This is a genomic window from Knoellia sp. B-D-2, assembly GCF_057714695.1.
The window spans coordinates 3,089,507-3,109,185 of sequence record NZ_CM173189.1; the positions used below are offsets into that span (position 1 = coordinate 3,089,507).

General features: G+C 71.9%; 18 protein-coding genes, 1 tRNA gene and 1 other RNA gene. 16 read left to right on the forward strand and 4 right to left on the reverse strand.

The features are described from left to right. Positions 1–90: 90 nt before the first annotated feature. From AC3EU2_RS14620 to AC3EU2_RS14660, 9 genes are all read left to right on the forward strand, one after another. On the forward strand, positions 91–615 hold the full coding sequence (locus AC3EU2_RS14620) for a PH domain-containing protein (protein WP_488177017.1): 525 nt from the start codon (positions 91–93) through the stop codon (positions 613–615). Continuing rightward, a complete protein-coding gene (locus tag AC3EU2_RS14625) occupies positions 612–2,231 on the forward strand; it encodes a PH domain-containing protein (RefSeq protein WP_488177018.1) in 1,620 nt (539 codons plus the stop codon). Before AC3EU2_RS14620 ends, AC3EU2_RS14625 begins: the two co-directional genes overlap by 4 nt. Positions 2,232–2,238: 7 nt before the next feature. Further along, positions 2,239–2,679 carry a DUF3052 domain-containing protein gene (locus AC3EU2_RS14630; RefSeq protein ID WP_488177019.1) on the forward strand — a complete coding sequence of 147 codons (441 nt, stop codon included), beginning with the start codon at positions 2,239–2,241 and terminating at the stop codon, positions 2,677–2,679. A 26-nt stretch (positions 2,680–2,705) separates the two neighbouring features. Next, positions 2,706–3,179, forward strand: a complete 474-nt coding sequence (locus AC3EU2_RS14635) for a peroxiredoxin (RefSeq protein ID WP_488177020.1) — start codon at positions 2,706–2,708, stop codon at positions 3,177–3,179. A gap of 47 nt (positions 3,180–3,226) precedes the next feature. Further along, positions 3,227–3,299, forward strand: a tRNA-Val gene (locus AC3EU2_RS14640). 1 nt (position 3,300) lies between these two features. After that, a complete protein-coding gene (locus AC3EU2_RS14645) occupies positions 3,301–4,128 on the forward strand; it encodes a Nif3-like dinuclear metal center hexameric protein (RefSeq protein ID WP_488177021.1) in 828 nt (275 codons plus the stop codon). Next, positions 4,125–4,862 (forward strand): zinc ribbon domain-containing protein, encoded by a 738-nt coding sequence (locus AC3EU2_RS14650; protein WP_488177022.1) that lies wholly within the window; start codon positions 4,125–4,127, stop codon positions 4,860–4,862. The genes AC3EU2_RS14645 and AC3EU2_RS14650 overlap by 4 nt, the downstream gene beginning before the upstream one ends. A 42-nt stretch (positions 4,863–4,904) precedes the next feature. Next, positions 4,905–5,315 (forward strand): rhodanese-like domain-containing protein, encoded by a 411-nt coding sequence (locus AC3EU2_RS14655; protein WP_488177023.1) that lies wholly within the window; start codon positions 4,905–4,907, stop codon positions 5,313–5,315. Further along, complete coding sequence (locus tag AC3EU2_RS14660) at positions 5,312–6,517, forward strand: O-succinylhomoserine sulfhydrylase (RefSeq protein WP_488177024.1); 1,206 nt, start codon at positions 5,312–5,314, stop codon at positions 6,515–6,517. The genes AC3EU2_RS14655 and AC3EU2_RS14660 overlap by 4 nt, the downstream gene beginning before the upstream one ends. Here the strand turns inward: AC3EU2_RS14660 and AC3EU2_RS14665 are convergent. Further along, positions 6,508–7,260, reverse strand: coding sequence for a YaaA family protein (locus AC3EU2_RS14665; protein ID WP_488177025.1), 753 nt, complete (start codon positions 7,258–7,260; stop codon positions 6,508–6,510). The genes AC3EU2_RS14660 and AC3EU2_RS14665 overlap by 10 nt on opposite strands. Positions 7,261–7,296: 36 nt before the next feature. Between AC3EU2_RS14665 and AC3EU2_RS14670 the strand changes: the two genes are divergently transcribed. The 3 genes from AC3EU2_RS14670 (at position 7,297) to AC3EU2_RS14680 (ending at position 9,838) form a co-directional block, all read left to right on the forward strand. Further along, positions 7,297–8,742, forward strand: a complete 1,446-nt coding sequence (locus tag AC3EU2_RS14670; protein ID WP_488177026.1) for an RNB domain-containing ribonuclease — start codon at positions 7,297–7,299, stop codon at positions 8,740–8,742. Positions 8,743–8,775: 33 nt separating this feature from the next. Further along, positions 8,776–9,150, forward strand: an RNA gene (gene rnpB / locus AC3EU2_RS14675) — RNase P RNA component class A. A 34-nt stretch (positions 9,151–9,184) separates the two neighbouring features. Further along, positions 9,185–9,838: an MBL fold metallo-hydrolase gene (locus AC3EU2_RS14680; protein WP_488177027.1), complete on the forward strand. Its 654-nt coding sequence runs from the start codon at positions 9,185–9,187 to the stop codon at positions 9,836–9,838. A 105-nt stretch (positions 9,839–9,943) separates the two neighbouring features. Here the strand turns inward: AC3EU2_RS14680 and ppgK are convergent, their stop codons facing one another. Both ppgK and map read right to left on the reverse strand, forming a co-directional pair. Next, entirely contained in the window at positions 9,944–10,714 is a 771-nt protein-coding gene (gene ppgK / locus AC3EU2_RS14685) for a polyphosphate--glucose phosphotransferase (RefSeq protein WP_488177028.1), read from the reverse strand. 41 nt (positions 10,715–10,755) lie between these two features. Next, complete coding sequence (gene map, locus AC3EU2_RS14690) at positions 10,756–11,619, reverse strand: type I methionyl aminopeptidase (RefSeq protein WP_488177029.1); 864 nt, start codon at positions 11,617–11,619, stop codon at positions 10,756–10,758. Positions 11,620–11,667: 48 nt separating this feature from the next. On the opposite strand from map, the gene AC3EU2_RS14695 reads away from it, so the two are divergent. Beyond that, entirely contained in the window at positions 11,668–11,856 is a 189-nt protein-coding gene (locus AC3EU2_RS14695) for a methionine aminopeptidase (RefSeq protein ID WP_488177030.1), read from the forward strand. Positions 11,857–11,866: 10 nt separating this feature from the next. On the opposite strand, the gene panB is transcribed toward AC3EU2_RS14695, so the two are convergent. Next, on the reverse strand, positions 11,867–12,736 hold the full coding sequence (gene panB, locus AC3EU2_RS14700; RefSeq protein ID WP_488177031.1) for a 3-methyl-2-oxobutanoate hydroxymethyltransferase: 870 nt from the start codon (positions 12,734–12,736) through the stop codon (positions 11,867–11,869). Between the two features lie 227 nt (positions 12,737–12,963). Between panB and AC3EU2_RS14705 the strand changes: the two genes are divergently transcribed. From AC3EU2_RS14705 to AC3EU2_RS14715, 3 genes are all read left to right on the forward strand, one after another. Next, positions 12,964–15,198, forward strand: a complete 2,235-nt coding sequence (locus AC3EU2_RS14705; RefSeq protein ID WP_488177032.1) for an immune inhibitor A domain-containing protein — start codon at positions 12,964–12,966, stop codon at positions 15,196–15,198. A 90-nt stretch (positions 15,199–15,288) separates the two neighbouring features. Further along, on the forward strand, positions 15,289–16,626 hold the full coding sequence (gene glnA / locus AC3EU2_RS14710) for a type I glutamate--ammonia ligase (RefSeq protein ID WP_488177033.1): 1,338 nt from the start codon (positions 15,289–15,291) through the stop codon (positions 16,624–16,626). Positions 16,627–16,636: 10 nt separating this feature from the next. Beyond that, the gene (locus tag AC3EU2_RS14715; RefSeq protein WP_488177034.1) at positions 16,637–19,642 is read left to right on the forward strand and encodes a bifunctional [glutamine synthetase] adenylyltransferase/[glutamine synthetase]-adenylyl-L-tyrosine phosphorylase; all 3,006 of its coding nucleotides are present in this window, start codon (positions 16,637–16,639) and stop codon (positions 19,640–19,642) included. The last annotated feature ends 37 nt before the right edge of the window (positions 19,643–19,679 follow it).

Consider the following 19,679-nt stretch of genomic DNA (forward strand, 5'->3'; position numbering starts at 1 on the left):
TGCGTCCACGACCGGTGAGGTCGACTCGCTCCATCCTGTCACTGGGGAGTGGCCGTCGTCACACGCGGGTCGGCTGGCAGGCTGGGGGCCATGACGACGGACGTGGACCCCGACGCGACGGGCGCGGACCCCGACGCCGTGACCCTGCGAGGGGACGAGCTCCCGTGGCGGAGCGTCAGTCCCGCCCTGCGCACGGTGCGGCTCATCAGCCTCTTCGCGTGGCTCACGCCGTTCGTCGTCGCGTTCGTCGTCCTCGCGGTCCTCGTCTCGCCGTGGTTCTGGCTCGGGGCCGGCGTGCTCGCCGCGCTGGTCGCCTGGGCCGCGTGGCTCATCGTCCGGCAGGTCTCGGCGATCACGTGGATCGAGCTGCCCGACGAGATCGTCATCCGCAAGGGCCGCCTCTTCCGCTCGCTCGTGAGCATCCCCTACGGCCGCCTCCAGTACATCGACGTCGAGTCCGGGCCGTTGATGCGCTCGCGCGGGATCGCGTCCTGCGAGTTCCACACCGCCTCACCGGAGAGCGGTGGCACCCTGCCCGGGCTGCCCACCGAGGAGGCCGAGGCCCTGCGGGGCCGCCTGGCCGCTCGCGGCGAGGCCCAGCGAGCCGGCCTGTGACCGAGCCCGACACCACACCCGCGCCGGCGCCCCGACGCGACCTCGCGCTGCACGAGTGGCAGCACCTGCACCCGCTCTCACCCGTCCTGCGCGGCGGTCTCGTCGGCGTGGCCGTCCTCGGGTATGCCGCGTCCCAGTTCGTCGACGACCTCTTCCTCGGGCTCGGCGGGGGAGAGCGCGAGCGGGACCCGGACGACGGCACCGACCAGGGCATCCGTGAGGGCCTGGGCTTCCTCTTCGACCACTCGCTCGTGGCAAGTGCCGTGGTGCTGTCCGTGCTCGGCGTCATCGGCCTCGTCGGCTGGCTCACCTGGCGCTTCTCGAAGTTCCGCGTCGCGGACGGGCAGATCGAGTTCCGCAAGGGTTGGCTGTTCCGGGAGCACCGGCAGGTCCCGCTCGAGCGCGTCCAGGCGATCGAGATCAGCCGGCCGCTGCTCGCCCAGCTGACCGGGCTGTCGCAGGTCATCGTCCAGTCGGCGGGTGGCGGGGACTCCCACCTCAAGCTCGCCTTCCTCGGCGCCGCCCGCGCCGACGAGGTGCGACGTGAGCTGCTGGTCCTCGCCGGACGCCGGGACGAGGCGGGGCGCGCCGGCGCCGGCGGCGCCGACGCCGGTCACGACGGCACCGGTGGGGACGGTGCGGCCGTCGGCCCTCTGGCCGGTCCGGGGGGCGACGTCGACGGTGGCCGCGAGGTCCTCCGGGTCCCGAACTCGCGCCTCTTCGTCGCGACGATCCTCCACGGCGGCACGATCGTCCTCGGTGCCGTCGCGCTCCTCGTCGGCACCCTCGCGCTCGCGACCTACGGGTCCTCCCTCAAGGTGCTCACCGGTGTCGTCATCGCCCTGCCGGCCCTGGGGCCCCTCGCCTTCGGTCTCGCCGTCAACCGGGTCGGCGAGCTGCTCAAGCACGGCAACTTCCGGCTGGCCGACACCGGCACCGCGGCCCGGATCCAGCACGGGCTCACGGACAAGCGCACGACGACGATCCCGCTGCACCGCATCCAGGCCGTCGGGATGGTCCAGCCGATGTGGTGGCGGCCGTTCGGCTGGTGGCGGGTCAAGGTCAACGTCGCGGGGATCGCCCACGACGCCTCGGGCAGCACCGACAACGAGACGACGGTGCTCCCGGTGGGGACGCTCGAGCAGGCGCTCGCGGTGCTCACCCTCCTCGACCCGGCCCTGTCCGAGGCCGACCTGCGCAGCGCCGCGCTCGGCGACGGCGTCGAGGGTGGGTGGACGCTCGTCTCCGAGCGGGCCAGGCGGCTCGACCCGCTGAGCTGGCATCGCTCCGGGTTCGCCGTGTCGGAGCACTCGCTCATGGTCCGCACCGGCCGGCTGTGGCGGCGGGTCTCCGTCATGCCGCACGCGCGGGTCCAGTCGCTCAGCCTGGCCCAGGGGCCGCTCGAACGCCGGCTCGACCTCGTCACCGTGTCCCTCGTGTCCACCCCGGGTCCGGTCGACGTGAGCATCCACCACCTCGCGTCCGCGACGGCCGCCCGGCTCCTCCGCGACGAGGCGAGCCGGGCCCGTGCGGCACGGGCAATCTCGCGAAGCGCTTGCACCGAACCCGACCTTCCTAGTCAACTAGTGCCCCCAGCCCGAACCGACGAGAGGTAACCCGACCGTGAACACCCCTGCACCACCGCCCGCCGACCCGGGGGCGGAGGGCCCGGCCGGCGTCGAACGCCTCGGGTTCGCCGCCGAGCAGATCGTGCAGGAGTTCGGCTGGGCCGAGGACGTCGACGACGACTTCCGCTTCGCCGTCGAGGACGTCATCGGCTCCGACCTCGAGGACGAGGACTACACCGGCGAGACCGACGCCGTCCTCCTGTGGTGGCGAGCCGAGGACGGTGACCTCACCGACGCCCTCGTCGACCTCGTCGTCGTGCTCGGGGAGGCCGGCTTCGTCCTCGCGCTCACCCCGAAGGGTCGCGACGACGGCGCCGTCGACCCGGCCGAGATCGACGAGGCGTCGACCACCGCCGGGCTCCACGCGGCCGGTGCCTTCAACGCCTCGCCGCGCTGGCGGGCGACCAAGCTCGTCGCCCCCAGGACTCGTCGCTGACAGGGGGTTGGGGCAGACTGCACGCCATGACGGACACCTCGGGTGGGCTTGACGTGGGGACGCGCGCGCCCTCGTTCAGCCTGCGTGACCAGAACGGTGCCGAGGTCGCGCTGGCGGACCACCTCGGGCAGCGTCACGTGCTGCTCGTCTTCTACCCGTGGGCCTTCTCGGGGATCTGCACCGGGGAGCTCACCGAGATCCGCGACGACCTCGGCCGGTTCGTGACGGAGGACGTCCAGGTCGTCACGGTGTCGTGCGACGCGATGTTCTCGCTGCGGGCGTATGCCGACCGTGACGGCTACTTCTTCCCGCTCCTGTCCGACTTCTGGCCCCACGGCGAGGTCGCTCGCGCCTACGGCGTCTTCGACGAGGAGGCGGGGGTCGCCCGACGCGGCACGTTCCTCATCGACCCCGACGGGGTGATCCGGTGGTCCCTCGTCAGCGGCATCGGTGAGCGACGCGACTTCAGCGGCTACCACGACGCCCTCGCCCGCGCCTGACCCTCCCTGACAGAATGGGCGCCCCGTCGCGGCCCGCCGCCGCGTCAGGGCCTGTAGCTCAGTTGGTAGAGCACCGCGTTTACACCGCGGGTGTCGTCGGTTCGAGGCCGGCCGGGCCCACATGACTGTTCTCCTGCGGGACGTCGTCGACGTCCTCGAACGCCTCTACCCACCGACGACCGCCCAGTCCTGGGACCGGGTGGGACTCGTCACGGGCGACCCCGAGCAGCCGGTCGAGCGGGTGCTGCTCGCGCTCGACCCGACGCTGGCCGTGATCGAGGAGGCCCGGGAGCTGCACGCGGACCTGCTCCTCACGCACCACCCCCTGCTCCTGCGTGGCGTGCACTCGGTCGCGACGACGACGGCCAAGGGGGCGAGCGTGACCGGACTCGTCGTCGGCGACATCGCGCTCTACGTCGCCCACACCAATGCAGACGTCGCGGCCGAGGGCGTCTGCGAGGCACTCGCCACCGCTGCCGGCCTCACCTACACCCGGCCGTTGGTCCTGGTCGAGGACCAGCCGCTCGGCCGCGTGGGCCGGCTCGCCGCGCCGACGACGCTCGGCGAGTTCGCGACTGCCCTGCACGCCGCCCTGCCCCGGGCCGCGGGTGGCCTGCGCGTCGCGGGTCCGACGGAGGCGACCGTCGAGACCGTTGCCGTCCTCGGCGGCTCGGGCGGCGACCAGTTCGAGGCCGTCCGCACCTCGGGCGCCGACGTCTACGTCACCGCGGACCTGCGCCACCACCCCGCGCTCGAGGCCCGTGAGGAGGCGCGCGGCGGCCCGCCGTTCCTCGTCGACGCCGGCCACTGGTCGAGCGAGTCGGTGTGGCTGCCGACCGTGCGGGACGCCCTCACCCGTGCGCTTAGGGTGGACATCGACATCAGCACAGTGCGCACCGACCCGTGGACCTTCACGGTCGGGGCGGAGAACCTCGGAGGTATGCCGTGAAAGCGGACCCAGCGCGTCAGTCCAAGCTGCTCGACCTCCAGACCATCGACACCCGGCTGTCGCAGATCGAGCACGCCCGCAAGACCCTCCCGCAGCACGCCGAGATCGCCGACCTCGAGGGCAAGGCCCAGCTCCTCGACGACCAGCTCGTGCGCTCGCGCACCGAGCTCGGCGACGTGCAGCGCGAGCTCGCCAAGGCGGACTCGGACGTCCAGCAGGTCCGGGACCGGGTGACCCGTGACCAGCAGCGGCTGGACTCCGGTGTCGGCACCGCCAAGGACCTCACCGCGATCCAGCACGAGCTCGAGTCCCTCGGTCGGCGGCAGTCCGCCCTCGAGGACGTGGAGCTCGAGGTGATGGAGCGGGCCGAGGCCATCCAGAACGACGTGCGCGAGCTCGAGCGTGGCCGCGGCGAGCTGACCGAGCGCCTCAGTGCGCTCGAGTCCGCGCGCGACGACCGGCTCGCCGAGCTCGACGGTGACGCGGCCAACATCGTGGCGCCCCGGACCCGGACCGTCGAGCTCGTCGGCGACGACCTCGTGGCCCTCTACGACAAGATCCGCGCCACCAGCGGGACGGGTGCGGCACCCCTGCGCCAGCGACGCTGCGGCGGCTGCCAGCTCGAGCTCAACCCGGTCGAGCTGGCCCGGATCAAGGCGGCCCCGGAGGACGAGGTCATCCGCTGCGAGGAGTGCCGCCGGATCCTCGTGCGCCTGCCCGAGTCCGGCCTCTGAACGGCTCCTGACGACCCGGGCGCCCGCGCCTACGCTGGCCGCATGAGCTATGCCGGTGATGTCACTCCCGCCGAGGCGCATGCCGCGGTGACCGACTCCGACGACCCCGTCCTCGTCGACGTGCGCACGCGCGCCGAGTGGACCTACGTCGGTGTCCCGCAGCTGGAGACCGGACGGACGCCGCTCCTCGTCGAGTGGCAGCGCTGGCCCGACGGCAGCGTCAACGACGCGTTCGTCGACGAGCTGCGGGCGGCCGGCGTCGCGGAGGGCACGCCCCTCTACTTCATCTGCCGCTCGGGGGTGCGGTCGGTCGCGGCTGCGGAGGCCGCGACCGCGGCCGGTCTCGGGCCGGCATACAACGTTCTCGAGGGTTTCGAGGGCCCGCACGGCGCCGACGGCCACCGGACCGTCGGCGGCTGGAAGGCTGCCGGTCTCCCGTGGACGCAGGGGTGAGCGCGGGGGACGAGCCGGGCCGGTCGTTCCGGCCCGAGACCCTGGCCGTGCGAGGAGGCCTGTCGCGCACCGGGTTCGACGAGACCAGCGAGGCGATGTTCCTCACGTCGGGCTTCGTCTACGAGTCCGCCGAGCAGGCCGAGGCGGCGTTCAAGGACGAGATCGACAAGTTCATCTACAGCCGCTACGGCAACCCCACCGTGCGCATGTTCGAGGAGCGGCTGCGCCTGCTCGAGGGCGCGGAGGCCTGCTTCGCGACCGCCTCGGGCATGGCCGCCGTCTGGGTGGCCCTGGCCGCCCTGTGCGGGCAGGGCGACCGGGTCGTGTCGTCGCGGGCGCTCTTCGGGTCGTGCTTCGTCATCGTCGACGAGATCCTCCCGCGCTTCGGCGTCGAGACCGTCGTCGTCGACGGCCCGGACCTGGCGCAGTGGGAGGAGGCGCTCTCGGTGCCGACCGCCGCGGTCTTCTTCGAGACGCCCAGCAACCCGATGCAGGAGCTCGTCGACATCGAGGCGGTGTCTCGGCTCGCGCACGCCGCGGGCGCCGTCGTCGTCGTCGACAACGTCTTCGGGACCCCGGTCTTCTCGCGCCCGCTCGACCACGGCGCCGACGTCGTCGTCTACTCCGCCACGAAGCACATCGACGGGCAGGGGCGGGTTCTCGGCGGTGCGGTCCTCGGGCCGGCCGAGTTCATCGACGGCCCGGTCAAGAACCTCATGCGGCACACCGGCCCGGCGATGTCCCCGTTCAACGCGTGGGTGCTCCTCAAGGGTCTCGAGACGATGTCGCTGCGGGTCCGGCAGATGGCCGACAACGCGCTGGCTCTCGCCCGCCACCTCGACGGACGCGAGGGCGTCGTCAGGGTCGTCTACCCCATGCTCGAGAGCCACCCGCAGCACGAGCTGGCCCTGCGCCAGATGGGCGGCGGCGGCACGGTCGTGACGTTCGAGGTCGCCGGGGGCAAGGACGTCGCGTTCCGCCTCATGAACGCCCTGCGCCTCGTCGACATCTCGAACAACCTCGGCGACGCCAAGTCGCTCGTGACCCACCCGGCCACGACGACCCACCGGCGGCTCACCGAGGAGGCCCGCGCGGCCGTCGGCATCACCGACGGGACGGTGCGGATCTCGGTGGGGCTGGAGTCGGTCGACGACCTCGTCGAGGACGTCGGGGCCGCCCTCGTGAGCGCGCTTCAGGGCTGACGCGGGAGGGCGTCCAGGACCCACGGCTTCCCGCGGCGTGCCGGGGGAGTGAGGCTGACGTCGAAGCCCTCGGCGACGATCGCGGCCAGCTTCTCGGGCGTGCGGGCCCGCTGCCCGCCCACGCAGAGGTGGCGGGCCACGAGCCCCCGGGTGTGCTTGGCCATGTGGCTCGCGCCCGGCACGCGCACCTGCACCCAGCGGTCGGCGACGTCGCCGACGGGAGTCCACGCTGCGGCATACGTCGTGCTCCGGCAGTCGACGACGACCTCGCGCCCGGCAGCGGGTGCCAGCACCTCGTCGAGGACGGGCCGCCACGCGGCCGCCACTGGTCCGAGACCCGGCAGGTTCACGTCCATCGACAGGCGGTAGGCCGTGATCCGGTCCCCGAGCCGGACCGCACCGTGGAGCGCGGAGACGACGACGACCCAGCGGTTGGCCCGGCGCCGCGCCGCGGGGTCCAGGGACGCGAGGTCGAGCGCGTCGTAGAGGACCCCGGTGTAGACGTCGGCCGCGGGGGTGGCGGGTGCGGTGCCGAGCGTGAGGTTGCGGGCCACCTCGTCGGCAAGGGCCGGTGAGACGCCGAGCACCGTTGCGGCCGTGGGCGATGCGCTTGCCCTCGTGAGGTGGGCGGCCACCCGCTCGCGCGTCGTGGCCAGCTCCGGGAAGGACCACGTGGCCGGGTCGGCCGGTCGTCCGCGCCGACGGTTGGACTTCGACTCCGACGGGGGGAGGACGATGAGCACGCGGCCACCCTACGTGCGGTGGGTAGGTTGGCGGGCATGCCACATCGCGCGATCCGCCTCGCCCCCGTCGACCCCACGACCTCCGACACCGTCCGGGAGACGCTGCTCGCCCGGTTCGCGGCGATCCGGGCCGAGGTCGGTGCGAGCGAGGTGTTCCCCCCGGACGTGCAGGCCGAGGCCGACCGGCTGGCGCAGACGCCGCCCGCGCTGCCCGAGCGCGACGAGACGGCCGTCCCCTTCGTCACCCTCGACCCGCCGACGTCGATGGACCTCGACCAGGCGATGTGCCTCGAGCGCGACGGTGACGGCTACCGGGTGCGCTACGCCATCGCCGACGTGCCCGCCTTCGTCGAGCCCGGTGGGGCGATCGACGCCGAGGCCCGACGCCGTGGCCAGACGATCTACTGCCCGGACCTCCGGGTCCCGCTGCACCCGCCCGTGCTCAGCGAGGGGGCGGCCAGCCTGCTCCCGGGTGAGGTGCGGCCGGCGTTCGTCTGGGACCTGCGGCTCGACGCCGAGGGTGAGGGGACGAGCGCGGAGGTCTACCGCGCGCTCGTCCGCTCGGTCGAGCGCTTCGACTACGCCGGGGTGCAGGAGCTCGTCGACGCGGGCACGACCGACGAGCGATGGGTCCTGCTCCGCGAGATCGGCGAGCGGCGCATTCGCCAGGAGCAGCTCCGCGGCGGCGCCAGCCTGCCGATGCCCGAGCAGGAGGTCCACCTCGGCGACGACGGCAACTTCACGCTGGCGCTGCGGCCGCCTCGCACCTGCGAGGACTGGAACGCCCAGATCTCCCTGCTCACCGGCATGGCCGCCGCCGACCTCATGCTGCACGCCGGCGTGGGCGTCCTGCGCACGATGCCCGACGCCGACCACGACGCGGTCGCGCGGTTCCGGCGCCAGGCCAGGGCCCTGGGCGCTCCCTGGCCGGCCGAGCAGGGCTACGGCGACTTCCTGCGCTCCCTCGACCGCGACGACCCCAAGCACCTCGCGCTCATCCACGCGGCCACCGCCCTCTTCCGTGGTGCCGGCTACACGCCGTTCGACGGGGACGTGCCCGAGCAGGTCGGGCACGCCGCGGTGGCCGAGGCGTACGCCCACGTCACCGCCCCCCTGCGCCGCCTCGTCGACCGGTTCGGGCTCGTCGTGTGCGAGGCCATCAGTGCCGACCGCGAGGTCCCGCCCTGGGTCCGCGAGGCCCTGCCGACGATCCCCGAGCTGATGAAGGAGTCCGACCGCCGGGCCGGCGCGGCCGACCGGATGTGCGCCGACGCCGTCGAGGCGGCCGTGCTCCACGCGCACGTCGGCGAGACCTTCGACGCCGTCGTCGTCGACCGCGACGACCGCGGGCTCGAGGTGCAGCTCCTCGCGATCCCGGTGCTCGCCCGGGCCAAGGGGCAGGGCGACCTCGGCGCGTCGGTGTCCGTCCGGCTGGAGTCCGCGGACGTCGCCACGGGCCAGGTGCGGTTCGTCGTCGCCTGACCCGGCCGTCCGCCCCTATGCTGGGGGGGCGGACGAGTCAGTCCGACGGTCGCGGCGCGGGCAACCACGTCGAGGAAAGTCCGGGCTCCACAGGGCAGGGTGGTGGCCAACAGCCACCCGGGGTGACCCGCGGGACAGTGCCACAGAGAACAGACCGCCTCCCGGTCTCGACCGGGCGGTGAGGGTGAAACGGTGGTGTAAGAGACCACCAGCGGCTCCGGTGACGGAGTCGGCTCGGTAAACCCCACCCGGAGCAAGCTCAGACAGTGTGCGTTCGAGGGCGGCCCGCCCGAGCACACGGGTAGGGCGCTGGAGGCCGCTGGCAACAGCGGTCCGAGATGGATGACCGTCAGCGTGACCCGGGCAACCGGCCACGTGACAGAACCCGGCTTATGACTGACTCGTCCGCACCCACGCCGGGTACGCGGCCTACGGTGGAGGCATGCGACTCACGCACCTCGGTCACGCCTGCCTGCTCGTCGAGATCGGCGACCAGCGCGTCCTCATCGACCCCGGCGGGTTCACCCCCGGCTTCGAGGCGGTGGGCGACCTCACCGCCGTCGTCGTGACCCACCAGCACCCCGACCACCTCGACCGGGCGAGGCTCCCGGTGCTCATGCAGCGGAACCCGCAGGCCCGGGTGCTCGCCGATCCCGGCAGCGTCGACGTGCTGTCGGGGCTCGGCGTCGACGCGCAGGCCCACGACGGCGCGACCACCCTGGGCTCGGTGACGCTCACCCCCGTCGGCGCGGTCCATGCCCTCATCCACGACGACATCGCGCGCATCCCCAACGTCGGTGTCATGCTGCGGGCCGAGGGCGAACCCGGCCTCTACCACCCCGGCGACAGCCTTGACGGCGAGCCGGGCGAGGTCGACGTCGTCGCCTTCCCGCTCAACGCCCCGTGGCAGCGCAGCCGTGACATGGCCGGCTTCCTGCGCCGGCTCAACCCGCCGGTCGCGGTGCCCATCCACGACGGGCTGCTCAACCAGGCCGGGCGCGATCTCTACCTCGGCCAGGCCCGCACGCTCGGGGGAGCGGACACCGAGGTCCGCGACCTCGCCGCGTGCGGTGCGGTGGGGTTCACGGTCCGCTGACCGCCGGGGCCGTCGCTCCCGTCCGTGCGCCGGCACGTCGTTCTCGTCCGGGCACGGCGCCCGGGCGGCAGGCCGACGCGAGAACGACGTGGCAGGTCGGTACCGTCAGTGCGAGTCGTGGTACTCCTGCGCGAGGTGCGCGGCCCCGATGATGCCGGCCTTGTTCTCGAGCGTCGCCGGGACGATCTTGGTGCGGAGCTCGAGCAGCGGCAGGAACTGCTCCGCATCCTTGGACACGCCGCCGCCGACGACGATGAGGTCGGGCCAGAGGAGGTTCTCGAGGTGGCTGTAGTAGCGCTGCAGCCGCTTCGTCCACTCGGGGTAGCTCAGCCCCTCGATGTCCTTGATCGAGGAGGCCGCGCGCTTCTCCGCGTCGAAACCGTCGAGCTCGAGGTGACCCAGCTCGGAGTTGGGGACGAGGACGCCGTCGTGGATGAGCGCGGTGCCGATGCCGGTGCCCAGCGTCGTGAGGATGACGAGGCCCTTCTGCCCCTTGGCGGCGCCGTAGTGCAGCTCGGCGACCCCGGCCGCGTCGGCGTCGTTGACGAGGACGATGTCGTGGCCGAGCTTCTTCTCGAGGAGCTTCTCGGCCTCGAAGTCGAGCCAGGACTTGTCGATGTTCGCGGCGGAACGCACCACGCCCCGCGTGACGACACCGGGGATGGTGATGCCGATGGGGGAGTCGCCCCGGACGTCGTCGAAGTGGTCGACGATCTGGTCGATGACGTCAGCGACGGCCTCGGGCGTGGACTCCGCCGGCGTGCCGATGCGCTTGCGCTTGGCCGCGAACTCACCCCTGGCCAAGTCGACCGGCGCTCCCTTGATCCCGCTCCCGCCGACGTCGATGCCCAGCGGCAGACCGGTCTTCTTGCTCATGGGGACTCCTTCGTCCGGGGTCGTGCGGGTGTCGTGCGGGGTCAGGCGAGGGTGAGGATCTCGTTGCCGCTGTCGGTGATGAGGATGGTGTGCTCGAACTGTGCCGAGCGCCTGCGGTCCGCGGTGACGACGGTCCAGTCGTCGTCCCACATCTCCCACGCCTCCGTGCCGAGGTTGAGCATCGGCTCGACGGTGAAGGTCATCCCCGGCTCGATGACGGTGTCGTAGGACGGGGCCGCGTCGTAGTGCGGGATGACGAGCCCCGAGTGGAAGGAACGGCCGATGCCGTGGCCGGTGAAGTCGCGCACGACGCCGTAGCCGAACCGGCGGGCGTAGCTCTCGATGACCCGGCCGATGACGTTGACCCGACGGCCGGGCAGGGCGGCCCTGATCCCGCGCATCATCGCCTCGTGGGTCCGTTCGACGAGCAGGCGCGACTCCTCGTCGACGTCGCCGCAGAGGTAGGTCGCGTCCGTGTCACCGTGCACGCCGCCGATGTAGGCCGTGATGTCGATGTTGACGATGTCGCCGTCCTCGAGCCGGCGGGAGTCCGGTATGCCGTGGCACACGACCTCGTTGACCGACGTGCACAGCGACTTGGGGAACCCACGGTAGCCGAGGGTGGAGGGGTAGGCGCCGTGGTCGAGGAGGAACTCGTGACCGACGCGGTCGACCTCGTCGGTGGTGACTCCGGGGGCGATGACGGCGGCTGCGGCGGCCATGGCCCGGGCCGCGATCCGGCCCGCCACCCGCATGAGCTCGATCGTCTCGGCGTCCTTGACCTCCGGGGAGAGGAACTTGTCGGGCGTGGGCCTGTCGACGTACTCCGGGCGCTCGATGGTCGCGGTCACGACGCGTCTCGGAGAGACCTCTCCCGGAGCGACACTTCCGTAGGTCATCGGCATACGGTGGAGTCTAGGCAGAGTGCCGCACAGGTTGACGAGGAGGACAGCGTGGCGTACTGGTACAACATCGCGACCCAGCAGGTCGAGACCGACGACAACCGCAGCCGCAACGACGACGTCATGGGACCGTACGACACCGAGGACGAGGCGCGCGGCGCCCTCGCCAGCGCCCGCGAGAACACCGAGCAGTGGGACGCCGAGGACCGCGCGTGGGAGGGCAAGGACGACGAGGACTGAGCCCCGGCCCTCATTCCTCGAAGCTGTGCTCGGCGGCGGGGAAGACGCCTGAGGCGACCTCGCCGGCATACGCCCTCGCGGCGTTGCCCAGGTCGGTCCGCATGTCGAGGTACTTCTTGACGAAGCGCGGCGCACGCCCACCGCGCAGCCCGGCCATGTCCTGCCACACGAGCACCTGGGCGTCGCAGTCCGGGCCGGCGCCGATTCCGATCGTCGGGATGCGCAGCGCCTCGGTGACCCGCTTCGCGGCGGGGGCGGGCACCATCTCCATGACGACCGCGAAGCACCCGGCCTCCTGCAGCGCGATCGCGTCCTCGAGGAGGCGATCGGCCCCGGCTCCGCGCCCCTGCACCCGGTAGCCGCCGAGCACGTGCTCGCTCTGCGGGGTGAAGCCGATGTGCCCCATGACGGGGATGCCGGCGCGCACGAGGAGCTCGACCTCCGGCACCATCGCCATGCCGCCCTCAAGCTTGACTGCGTGGGCCATGCCCTCCTTCATGAACCGTGTCGCCGTGGCGAGCGCCTGCTGCGGGCTCGCCTGGTAGGACCCGAACGGGAGGTCGGCGACGACCATCGCGTGCTTGGCGGCCGAGGTCACCGCACGGCAGAGCGGCACGAGGTGGTCGACGGTGACCGGGACCGTGGTCTCGAACCCGTAGACGTTGTTGCCGGCGGAGTCGCCCACGAGGAGGCAGGGGATGCCGGCCTCGTCGAAGATCTCGGCGGCATACATGTCGTAGGCCGTGAGCATCGCCCACTTCTCGCCCGTCTGCTTCATCTTCTGCAGATGGGGCACGCGGATGCGCTTCTGCGGAGCCGCCTGGGCACCGGTGCCGTAGGGGTTGGTGGTCTCGGCGGGGGGAGGGGGCTGCAGGCTCATGGGGGGATCCTGTCAGAGGCCACGACGACGGGCCCGCGTGCGTGGAAGGTAAAAAGCAGGTCAAGGAATTGCCAGAAACCATTGTGCAAATCGAATGCACATGTTTCTCTGCAGTAGCCGCGCCTGACCCCTGGCGGGCGATCACACTCGGAGGAACCGTGACACGACGACACACTCGCGCTCTGGCCGGACTGGCCGGAGCTGCGTTGGTGGTGAGCCTGGCGCCCATGGGAGCACAGGCGAAGGACGCAGCACCCCCGGTGGAGCCGAAGGCATCCACGACGAAGAAGGACGACCTGCCCAACCCCCTCGGCGAGGCCCAGCGGGCCCTGCGCCAGGAGGCCGTGACCAAGCTCATCAAGGGCGAGGCGACCACCGAGACCCGCGGTGGCCAGCGGGTCATCAAGCTCAAGGGCAACGCCAAGGCGCCCGCGGGCACGAGGGCCGCGAGGGACCGGTTCGTGTCCTACCCGGTGAACCGTGAGGAGTCGATCTTCACCATCCTCGGGGAGTTCGGCACCCAGACCAATGCCACCACGGGCGGCGCGCCCGGCCCGGTGCACAACGAGATCGCCCAGCCGGACCGCAACTGGAACGGCGACGCGACCGACAACAACAGCACCGAGTGGGCCGCGAACTACGACCGCGCCCACTACCAGGAGCTCATGTTCGGGGAGGGCGAGTCCTTCAAGGACTTCTACCTCAAGCAGTCCAACGGCCGCTTCCTGGCCAAGGGCGACGTGTCCGACTGGGTGAAGGTCCCTTACAACGCAGCCCGCTACGGCAGCAACAAGATCAGTGACGCCGCCGGCGCGTGGCCGTTCATCAGGGACTCGGCGACGGCATGGTTCGACGCGCAGAAGGCCGCCGGCAAGACCGACGCCGAGATCAAGACCTACCTCCAGCAGTTCGACAAGGTCGACCGCTACGACTTCGACGGTGACGGCAACTTCGCCGAGGCCGACGGCTACATCGACCACTTCCAGGCCATCCACGCCGGTGAGGGCGAGGAGGCCGGCGGCGGGGCCCAGGGCGAAGACGCCATCTGGTCGCACCGCTGGTTCGCGTACTACAACGACGCCGGCAGGACCGGACCCGCGATCAACAAGGCCGGTGGCGTGCCCCTGGGCAACTCCGGCATCTGGATCGGTGACTACACCACCGAGCCCGAGAACGGCGGCCTGGGTGTGTTCGCGCACGAGTTCGCCCACGACCTCGGCATCCCCGACTACTACGACACCGCCGGTGGTGACAACGGCACCGGTTTCTGGACGTTGATGTCCGGCGGTTCCTGGCTTAACGACGGTGGCGAGGACATCGGCTCCAAGCCGGGCTACATGGGCCCGCTCGAGAAGCTCCAGCTCGGATGGCTCGACTACACCGTCGCGAACAAGAGCGGGCGCTACACCCTCGGTCAGGCAGATCTGGACGGTGCCACGACACCGCAGGCCGTCGCCGTCCCGCTTCCCGACAAGAAGGTCGTGACGAAGTACAACACCCCGCACAGCGGTAACGCGGAGTGGTGGAGCGGGTCGGGCAACGACCTGAAGAACTCGATCACCCGTGACGTGGACCTCACCGGCAAGACCTCGGCCAGCATGTCGGCCTGGCTCGACCACGACATCGAGGAGGGCTACGACTACCTCTACGTCCAGGCCTCCAGCGATGGTGGCGCCAACTGGACCGACGTCGACGCCATCGACGGTGCGAGCAACGGCTGGGTCCAGAAGACCTGGAACCTGGACGCGTTCGCCGGCAAGCCGGCCAAGGTGCGCTTCAACTACGTCACCGATGGCGGTCTCGCCCTCAAGGGTGCGTTCGTCGACGACATCACCATCACGGCCGACGGGGCTTCCGTCCTCAACGACACCGTCGAGAACGGCGCGAACGGCTGGACGGCCGTCGGCTTCACCATCATGAGCGGCACGACCGACAAGATGTACCCGCGCATGTACCTCGTCGAGAACCGCGTGTACTCGGGGTACGACACGACGCTCAAGACCGGGCCGTACAACTTCGGCTGGGCCAGCACCAAGCCCGACTGGGTCGAGCGCTTCCCGTACCAGAACGGCATGCTCGTCTGGTACGTCGACACCTCGTTCGCTGACAACAACACCAGCACCCACCCCGGTGGCGGCATGTCACTGCCGGTCGACGCTCGTCCGGCACCCGTGAAGTTCCCCGGCGGTCAGCTGCTCGGCAACCGGCGTCAGCCGTGGGACGCCACGTTCGGCCAGGAAAAGACCGACAGGGTCACCTTCCACCGCAACGGCGTGCCGGTGACGATCGCCCCGCAGCGCGAGATCCCGTCGTTCGACGACACCGACCCGAACCGCTACTGGACCGCGGACAACCCGTGGAACTCGGTGAAGGTCGCTGGCCTCGGCACGAGGATCACCGTGTCGAACACGTCTGGTGGCGGAACCACGATGCAGCTCACGGTCAACCTCGGCTCCAAGTGACCCAGTACTGAGCTGAGTAGCCCCAAGGAGGGGGAAGGCCCCGGAGCGGTGCTCCGGGGCCTTCGCCCTGCCTCCCCCTAGGATGCCGACATGGATCGTCAGCAGGAGTTCGTGCTCCGCACCATCGAGGAGCGGGACATCCGCTTCGTCCGCCTCTGGTTCACCGACGTGCTCGGTGCGCTCAAGTCCGTGGCCGTCGCCCCGGCCGAGCTGGAGGGAGCCTTCGCCGAGGGGATCGGCTTCGACGGGTCCGTGATCGAGGGCTTCGCGCGGGTCTACGAGGCCGACATGCTCGCCAAGCCCGACCCGGCGACGTTCCAGGTGCTCCCGTGGCGTGGGGAGAGCCCGGGTACGGCCCGCATGTTCTGCGACATCACCCTCCCCGACGGCGCGCCGAGTATGGCCGACCCGCGCCACGTCCTGCAGCGGACCCTGGCCCGCGCCGCCGACCAGGGCTTCACCTTCTACACCCACCCCGAGATCGAGTTCTTCCTCTTCGAGAAGGGCTTCAAGCCGGGGGAGCAGCCGACGCCGATCGACCAGGCAGGATACTTCGACCACGTCCCGAACGGGTCCGCGCAGGACTTCCGCCGTGCGGCGATCACCATGCTGGAGTCGATGGGCATCAGCGTCGAGTTCAGCCACCACGAGGGTGCACCGGGCCAGAACGAGATCGACCTGCGGTACGCCGACGCCCTCTCGACGGCCGACAACATCATGACCTTCCGCACGGTCATCAAGGAGGTCGCGCTCGAGCAGGGCATCTACGCCTCCTTCATGCCCAAGCCCCTCGCCGAGCACCCGGGCTCGGGGATGCACACGCACATGTCGCTGTTCGACGGTGACAGCAACGCCTTCTACGAGGCGGGGGCGCCGTACTCGCTGTCCAGGACGGGGCGGCAGTTCATCGCCGGGCTGCTCCACCACGGGGCGGAGATCACCGCCGTCACGAACCAGTGGGTCAACAGCTACAAGCGCCTCTGGGGCGGGGGAGAGGCCCCGGCCCACCTCACGTGGGGGCACAACAACCGCTCCGCCCTCGTCCGGGTCCCCATGTACAAGCCCAACAAGGGGCAGAGCAGCCGCGTCGAGGTCCGGTCCATCGACTCCGCCTGCAACCCCTACCTCGCGTTCGCGGTGCTGCTCGCCGCCGGGCTCAAGGGGATCGAGGAGGGCTACGAGCTCGCTCCGGAGACGGAGGACGACGTGTGGGGCCTCACCGACGCCGAGCGCAAGGCCATGGGCATCAAGCCGCTGCCCGCCTCGCTCAACGAGGCCATCGAGGTCATGGAGGAGAGCGAGCTCGTCGCCGAGACCCTCGGCGAGCACACCTTCGACTTCTTCCTGCGCAACAAGCGCGCCGAGTGGGCCGACTACCGCGGCCAGGTGACCGCGTTCGAGCTCGAGCGGTACCTCCCGCGCCTGTGACCGGCGCACGATGAGCGCCCGCATCCCCACCGTCCCCGGCGACCTGACCCGGCTGGGGTTCGCCGACCCCCGCCGGGCCATCGGCCTCCTCTCCGACCCGGTGCTGGAGCCGCTCGTCAAGGACCGCTCCCGGGTCGAGACCGACGGGCTGGCGGTCACCCTCGCGCGGGTGGCCGACCCCGACCAGGCGCTGCTGACCCTCGTGCGGCTCATGGAGGCCCTGGGAGCGACGGGGCACGCCGACCTGCGGGAGGCTGTCGTCCCCGCCCTGCGCGAGCCGGGCAGGGCCCGCGACCGGCTCTTCGCCGTGATCGGCGCGTCCACGGCGCTCGGCGACCACCTCGTCGCCAGGCCGGAGCACTGGACGTCGGTCGTCGACGCCGTCCAGCTCGAGGTCGAGGAGCGCGTCGAGCTGTTGACCGCCGCCGTCACCGCCCCGCCGGAGGGCACGACCCCCGAGGACGCCCTGCGCATCGAGTACCGGCGCCAGCTGCTCGGCATCGCGGCGCTCGACGTCTCGCGGCCGGACCCCGCTGCCCGGCTCCCCGAGACGGCCGCGGCCCTCGCCGACCTCGCCGAGGCCGCCCTCGAGGCAGCCCTGGTCATCGCCCGCGCCGGCGTTGGCCCCGCCGCCGACCAGTGCCGCTTCGCCGTCATCGGCATGGGCAAGACCGGGGGACGGGAGCTCAACTACATCAGTGACGTCGACGTCATCTTCGTGGCCGAGCCCGCGGAGGGCGCCGACGAGGGCGAGGCGCTCTCGACCGGCACCGAGCTCGCCACCCGGCTCATCCGGATCTGCTCCAGCGCCACCGCCGCGGGCGCCCTCTGGCAGGTCGACCCGGCGCTGCGCCCCGAGGGCAAGAACGGCCCGCTCGTGCGCACGCTGCAGTCGCACCTCTCGTACTACGAGCGGTGGGCCAAGACGTGGGAGTTCCAGGCCCTGCTCAAGGCGCGCCCCATTGCCGGCGACCGGGCGCTCGGGCGGGCCTACGTCGAGGCCGTCGCACCCTTCGTGTGGTCGGCCGCCTCCCGCGAGCACTTCGTCGAGGACGTGCAGGCCATGCGCCGGCGGGTCGAGGACAACGTCCCGCACGGCGAGGCGGACCGCCAGCTCAAGCTCGGCCCGGGCGGCCTGCGCGACATCGAGTTCAGCGTCCAGCTCCTCCAGCTCGTCCACGGTCGCGCCGACCGGTCGCTCCGCTCCGGCACGACCCTCACCGCGCTCGCGGCGCTCTCCCAGAGGGGCTACGTCGGGCGGGACGACGCCCAGACCCTCGACACGGCATACCGGCTCCTGCGCACGCTCGAGCACCGCATCCAGCTGCACCGGCTCCGCCGCACCCACCTCATGCCGACGGCGCCCGCGGACCTCCGCTGGCTCGGACGTGCCCTGGGGCACACGCGCGACCCGGAGGACTCGGTCACCGCGCAGTGGCGCACCGCCGCGCGCGAGGTGCGCCGGCTGCACCAGCGGATCTTCTACCGTCCGCTGCTGTCGGCCGTGGCCCGCCTCGGGCCCGACGAGGTGCGCCTCACGCCGGAGGCGGCACGCGAGCGCCTCGCGGCCCTCGGCTTCCGCGATCCCCGGGGGGCACTCAACCACCTGCAGGCCCTCATCGACGGCGTGAGCCGGCGCGCAGCGATCCAGCGGCAGCTGCTGCCGGTGATGCTCGGCTGGTTCGCCGACGAGGCCGACCCGGACGCCGGCCTGCTCGCCTTCCGCCGGATCAGCGAGCAGCTCGGCACGACGCCGTGGTACCTCCGGCTCCTGCGCGACGAGGGCAGCGCGGCCGAGCGCCTCGCGCACACCCTCGGGCGCAGCCGTTATGCGGCCGAGCTGCTCGAGCAGGGGCCGGAGTCGGTGCAGTTCCTCGGCGACCCGAGCGGGCTGCGGCCGCGCCCGCGCGACGAGGTGCAGAACCGGATGCGGGCCGCCGCCCGCCGCAAGGACGCCCCCGAGCCGGCGGTCCTCGCCGCCCGAGCGGTCCGGCGTTCCGAGCTCTTCCGGCTCGCCGTCGCGTCGCTGCTCGGGCAGGTCACCCTCGACGAGCTCGGCACGGCGCTGGCCGACCTCAGCGGCGCGCTCATCGACGTCACCCTCGACGTCGTCCTGGCCGGGGTCGAGGAGCAGACGGGTGCCGCACCGCTCAGCCGTCACCTCGTCGTCGGCATGGGCCGGCTCGGCGGCGGCGAGGCCGCGTTCGGCAGCGACGCCGACGTCCTCTTCGTCCACGACCCCGTCGAGGGCGCCGACCCGCAGGCCGCCCAGGAGCAGGCGCTCGAGGTCGTCAAGGAGCTCATCCGGCTCCTCGCCCTCGCGGCCCCCGACCCGCGGCTCGAGGTCGACGCGGGCCTGCGGCCCGAGGGCAAGAACGGCTCGCTCACCCGCTCGCTCGACTCCTACCGCGCCTACTACGAGCGGTGGTCGCTCGTCTGGGAGTCCCAGGCGCTGCTGCGCGCGGCACCGGTGGCCGGCGACCCGACGCTCGGTGAGGCGTTCGTCGAGCTCATCGACCCGGTGCGCTGGCCCGACGGCGGCCTCGACGCCGGTCAGGTCCGTGAGATCCGCACCCTCAAGGCCCGGATGGAGTCCGAGCGCCTGCCGCGCGGCGCGGACCGCAAGACCCACTTCAAGCTCGGCCACGGCGGCCTCAGCGACGTCGAGTGGTGCATCCAGCTCATCCAGCTCGAGCACGCCCACGACCACGAGGGGCTGCGCACGACGTCGACGCTCGGCGCCCTCTCGGCGGCCGAGGCGGCCGGCCTCGTCGACGGGGAGGACGCCACCGCACTGGCCGAGGCGTGGCGCCTCGCCTCGACGATGCGCAACGCCGGGCTCCTCGCCCGCGGCCGCCCGGTGGACTCGGTGCCCTCGGACCTCCGGGACGCCGACGGGATGGCCCGGATCATGGGACTGCCGCCGAAGTCCGGCCAGGAGCTCGCCAACCGCTACCGCCGCGTCGCGCGGCGCGCGCGGCACGCGGCCGAGCACGTGTTCTACGGCGACACCTGAGGCGCGGACGTGGTCACGAACCGCGGACCACGGCGAA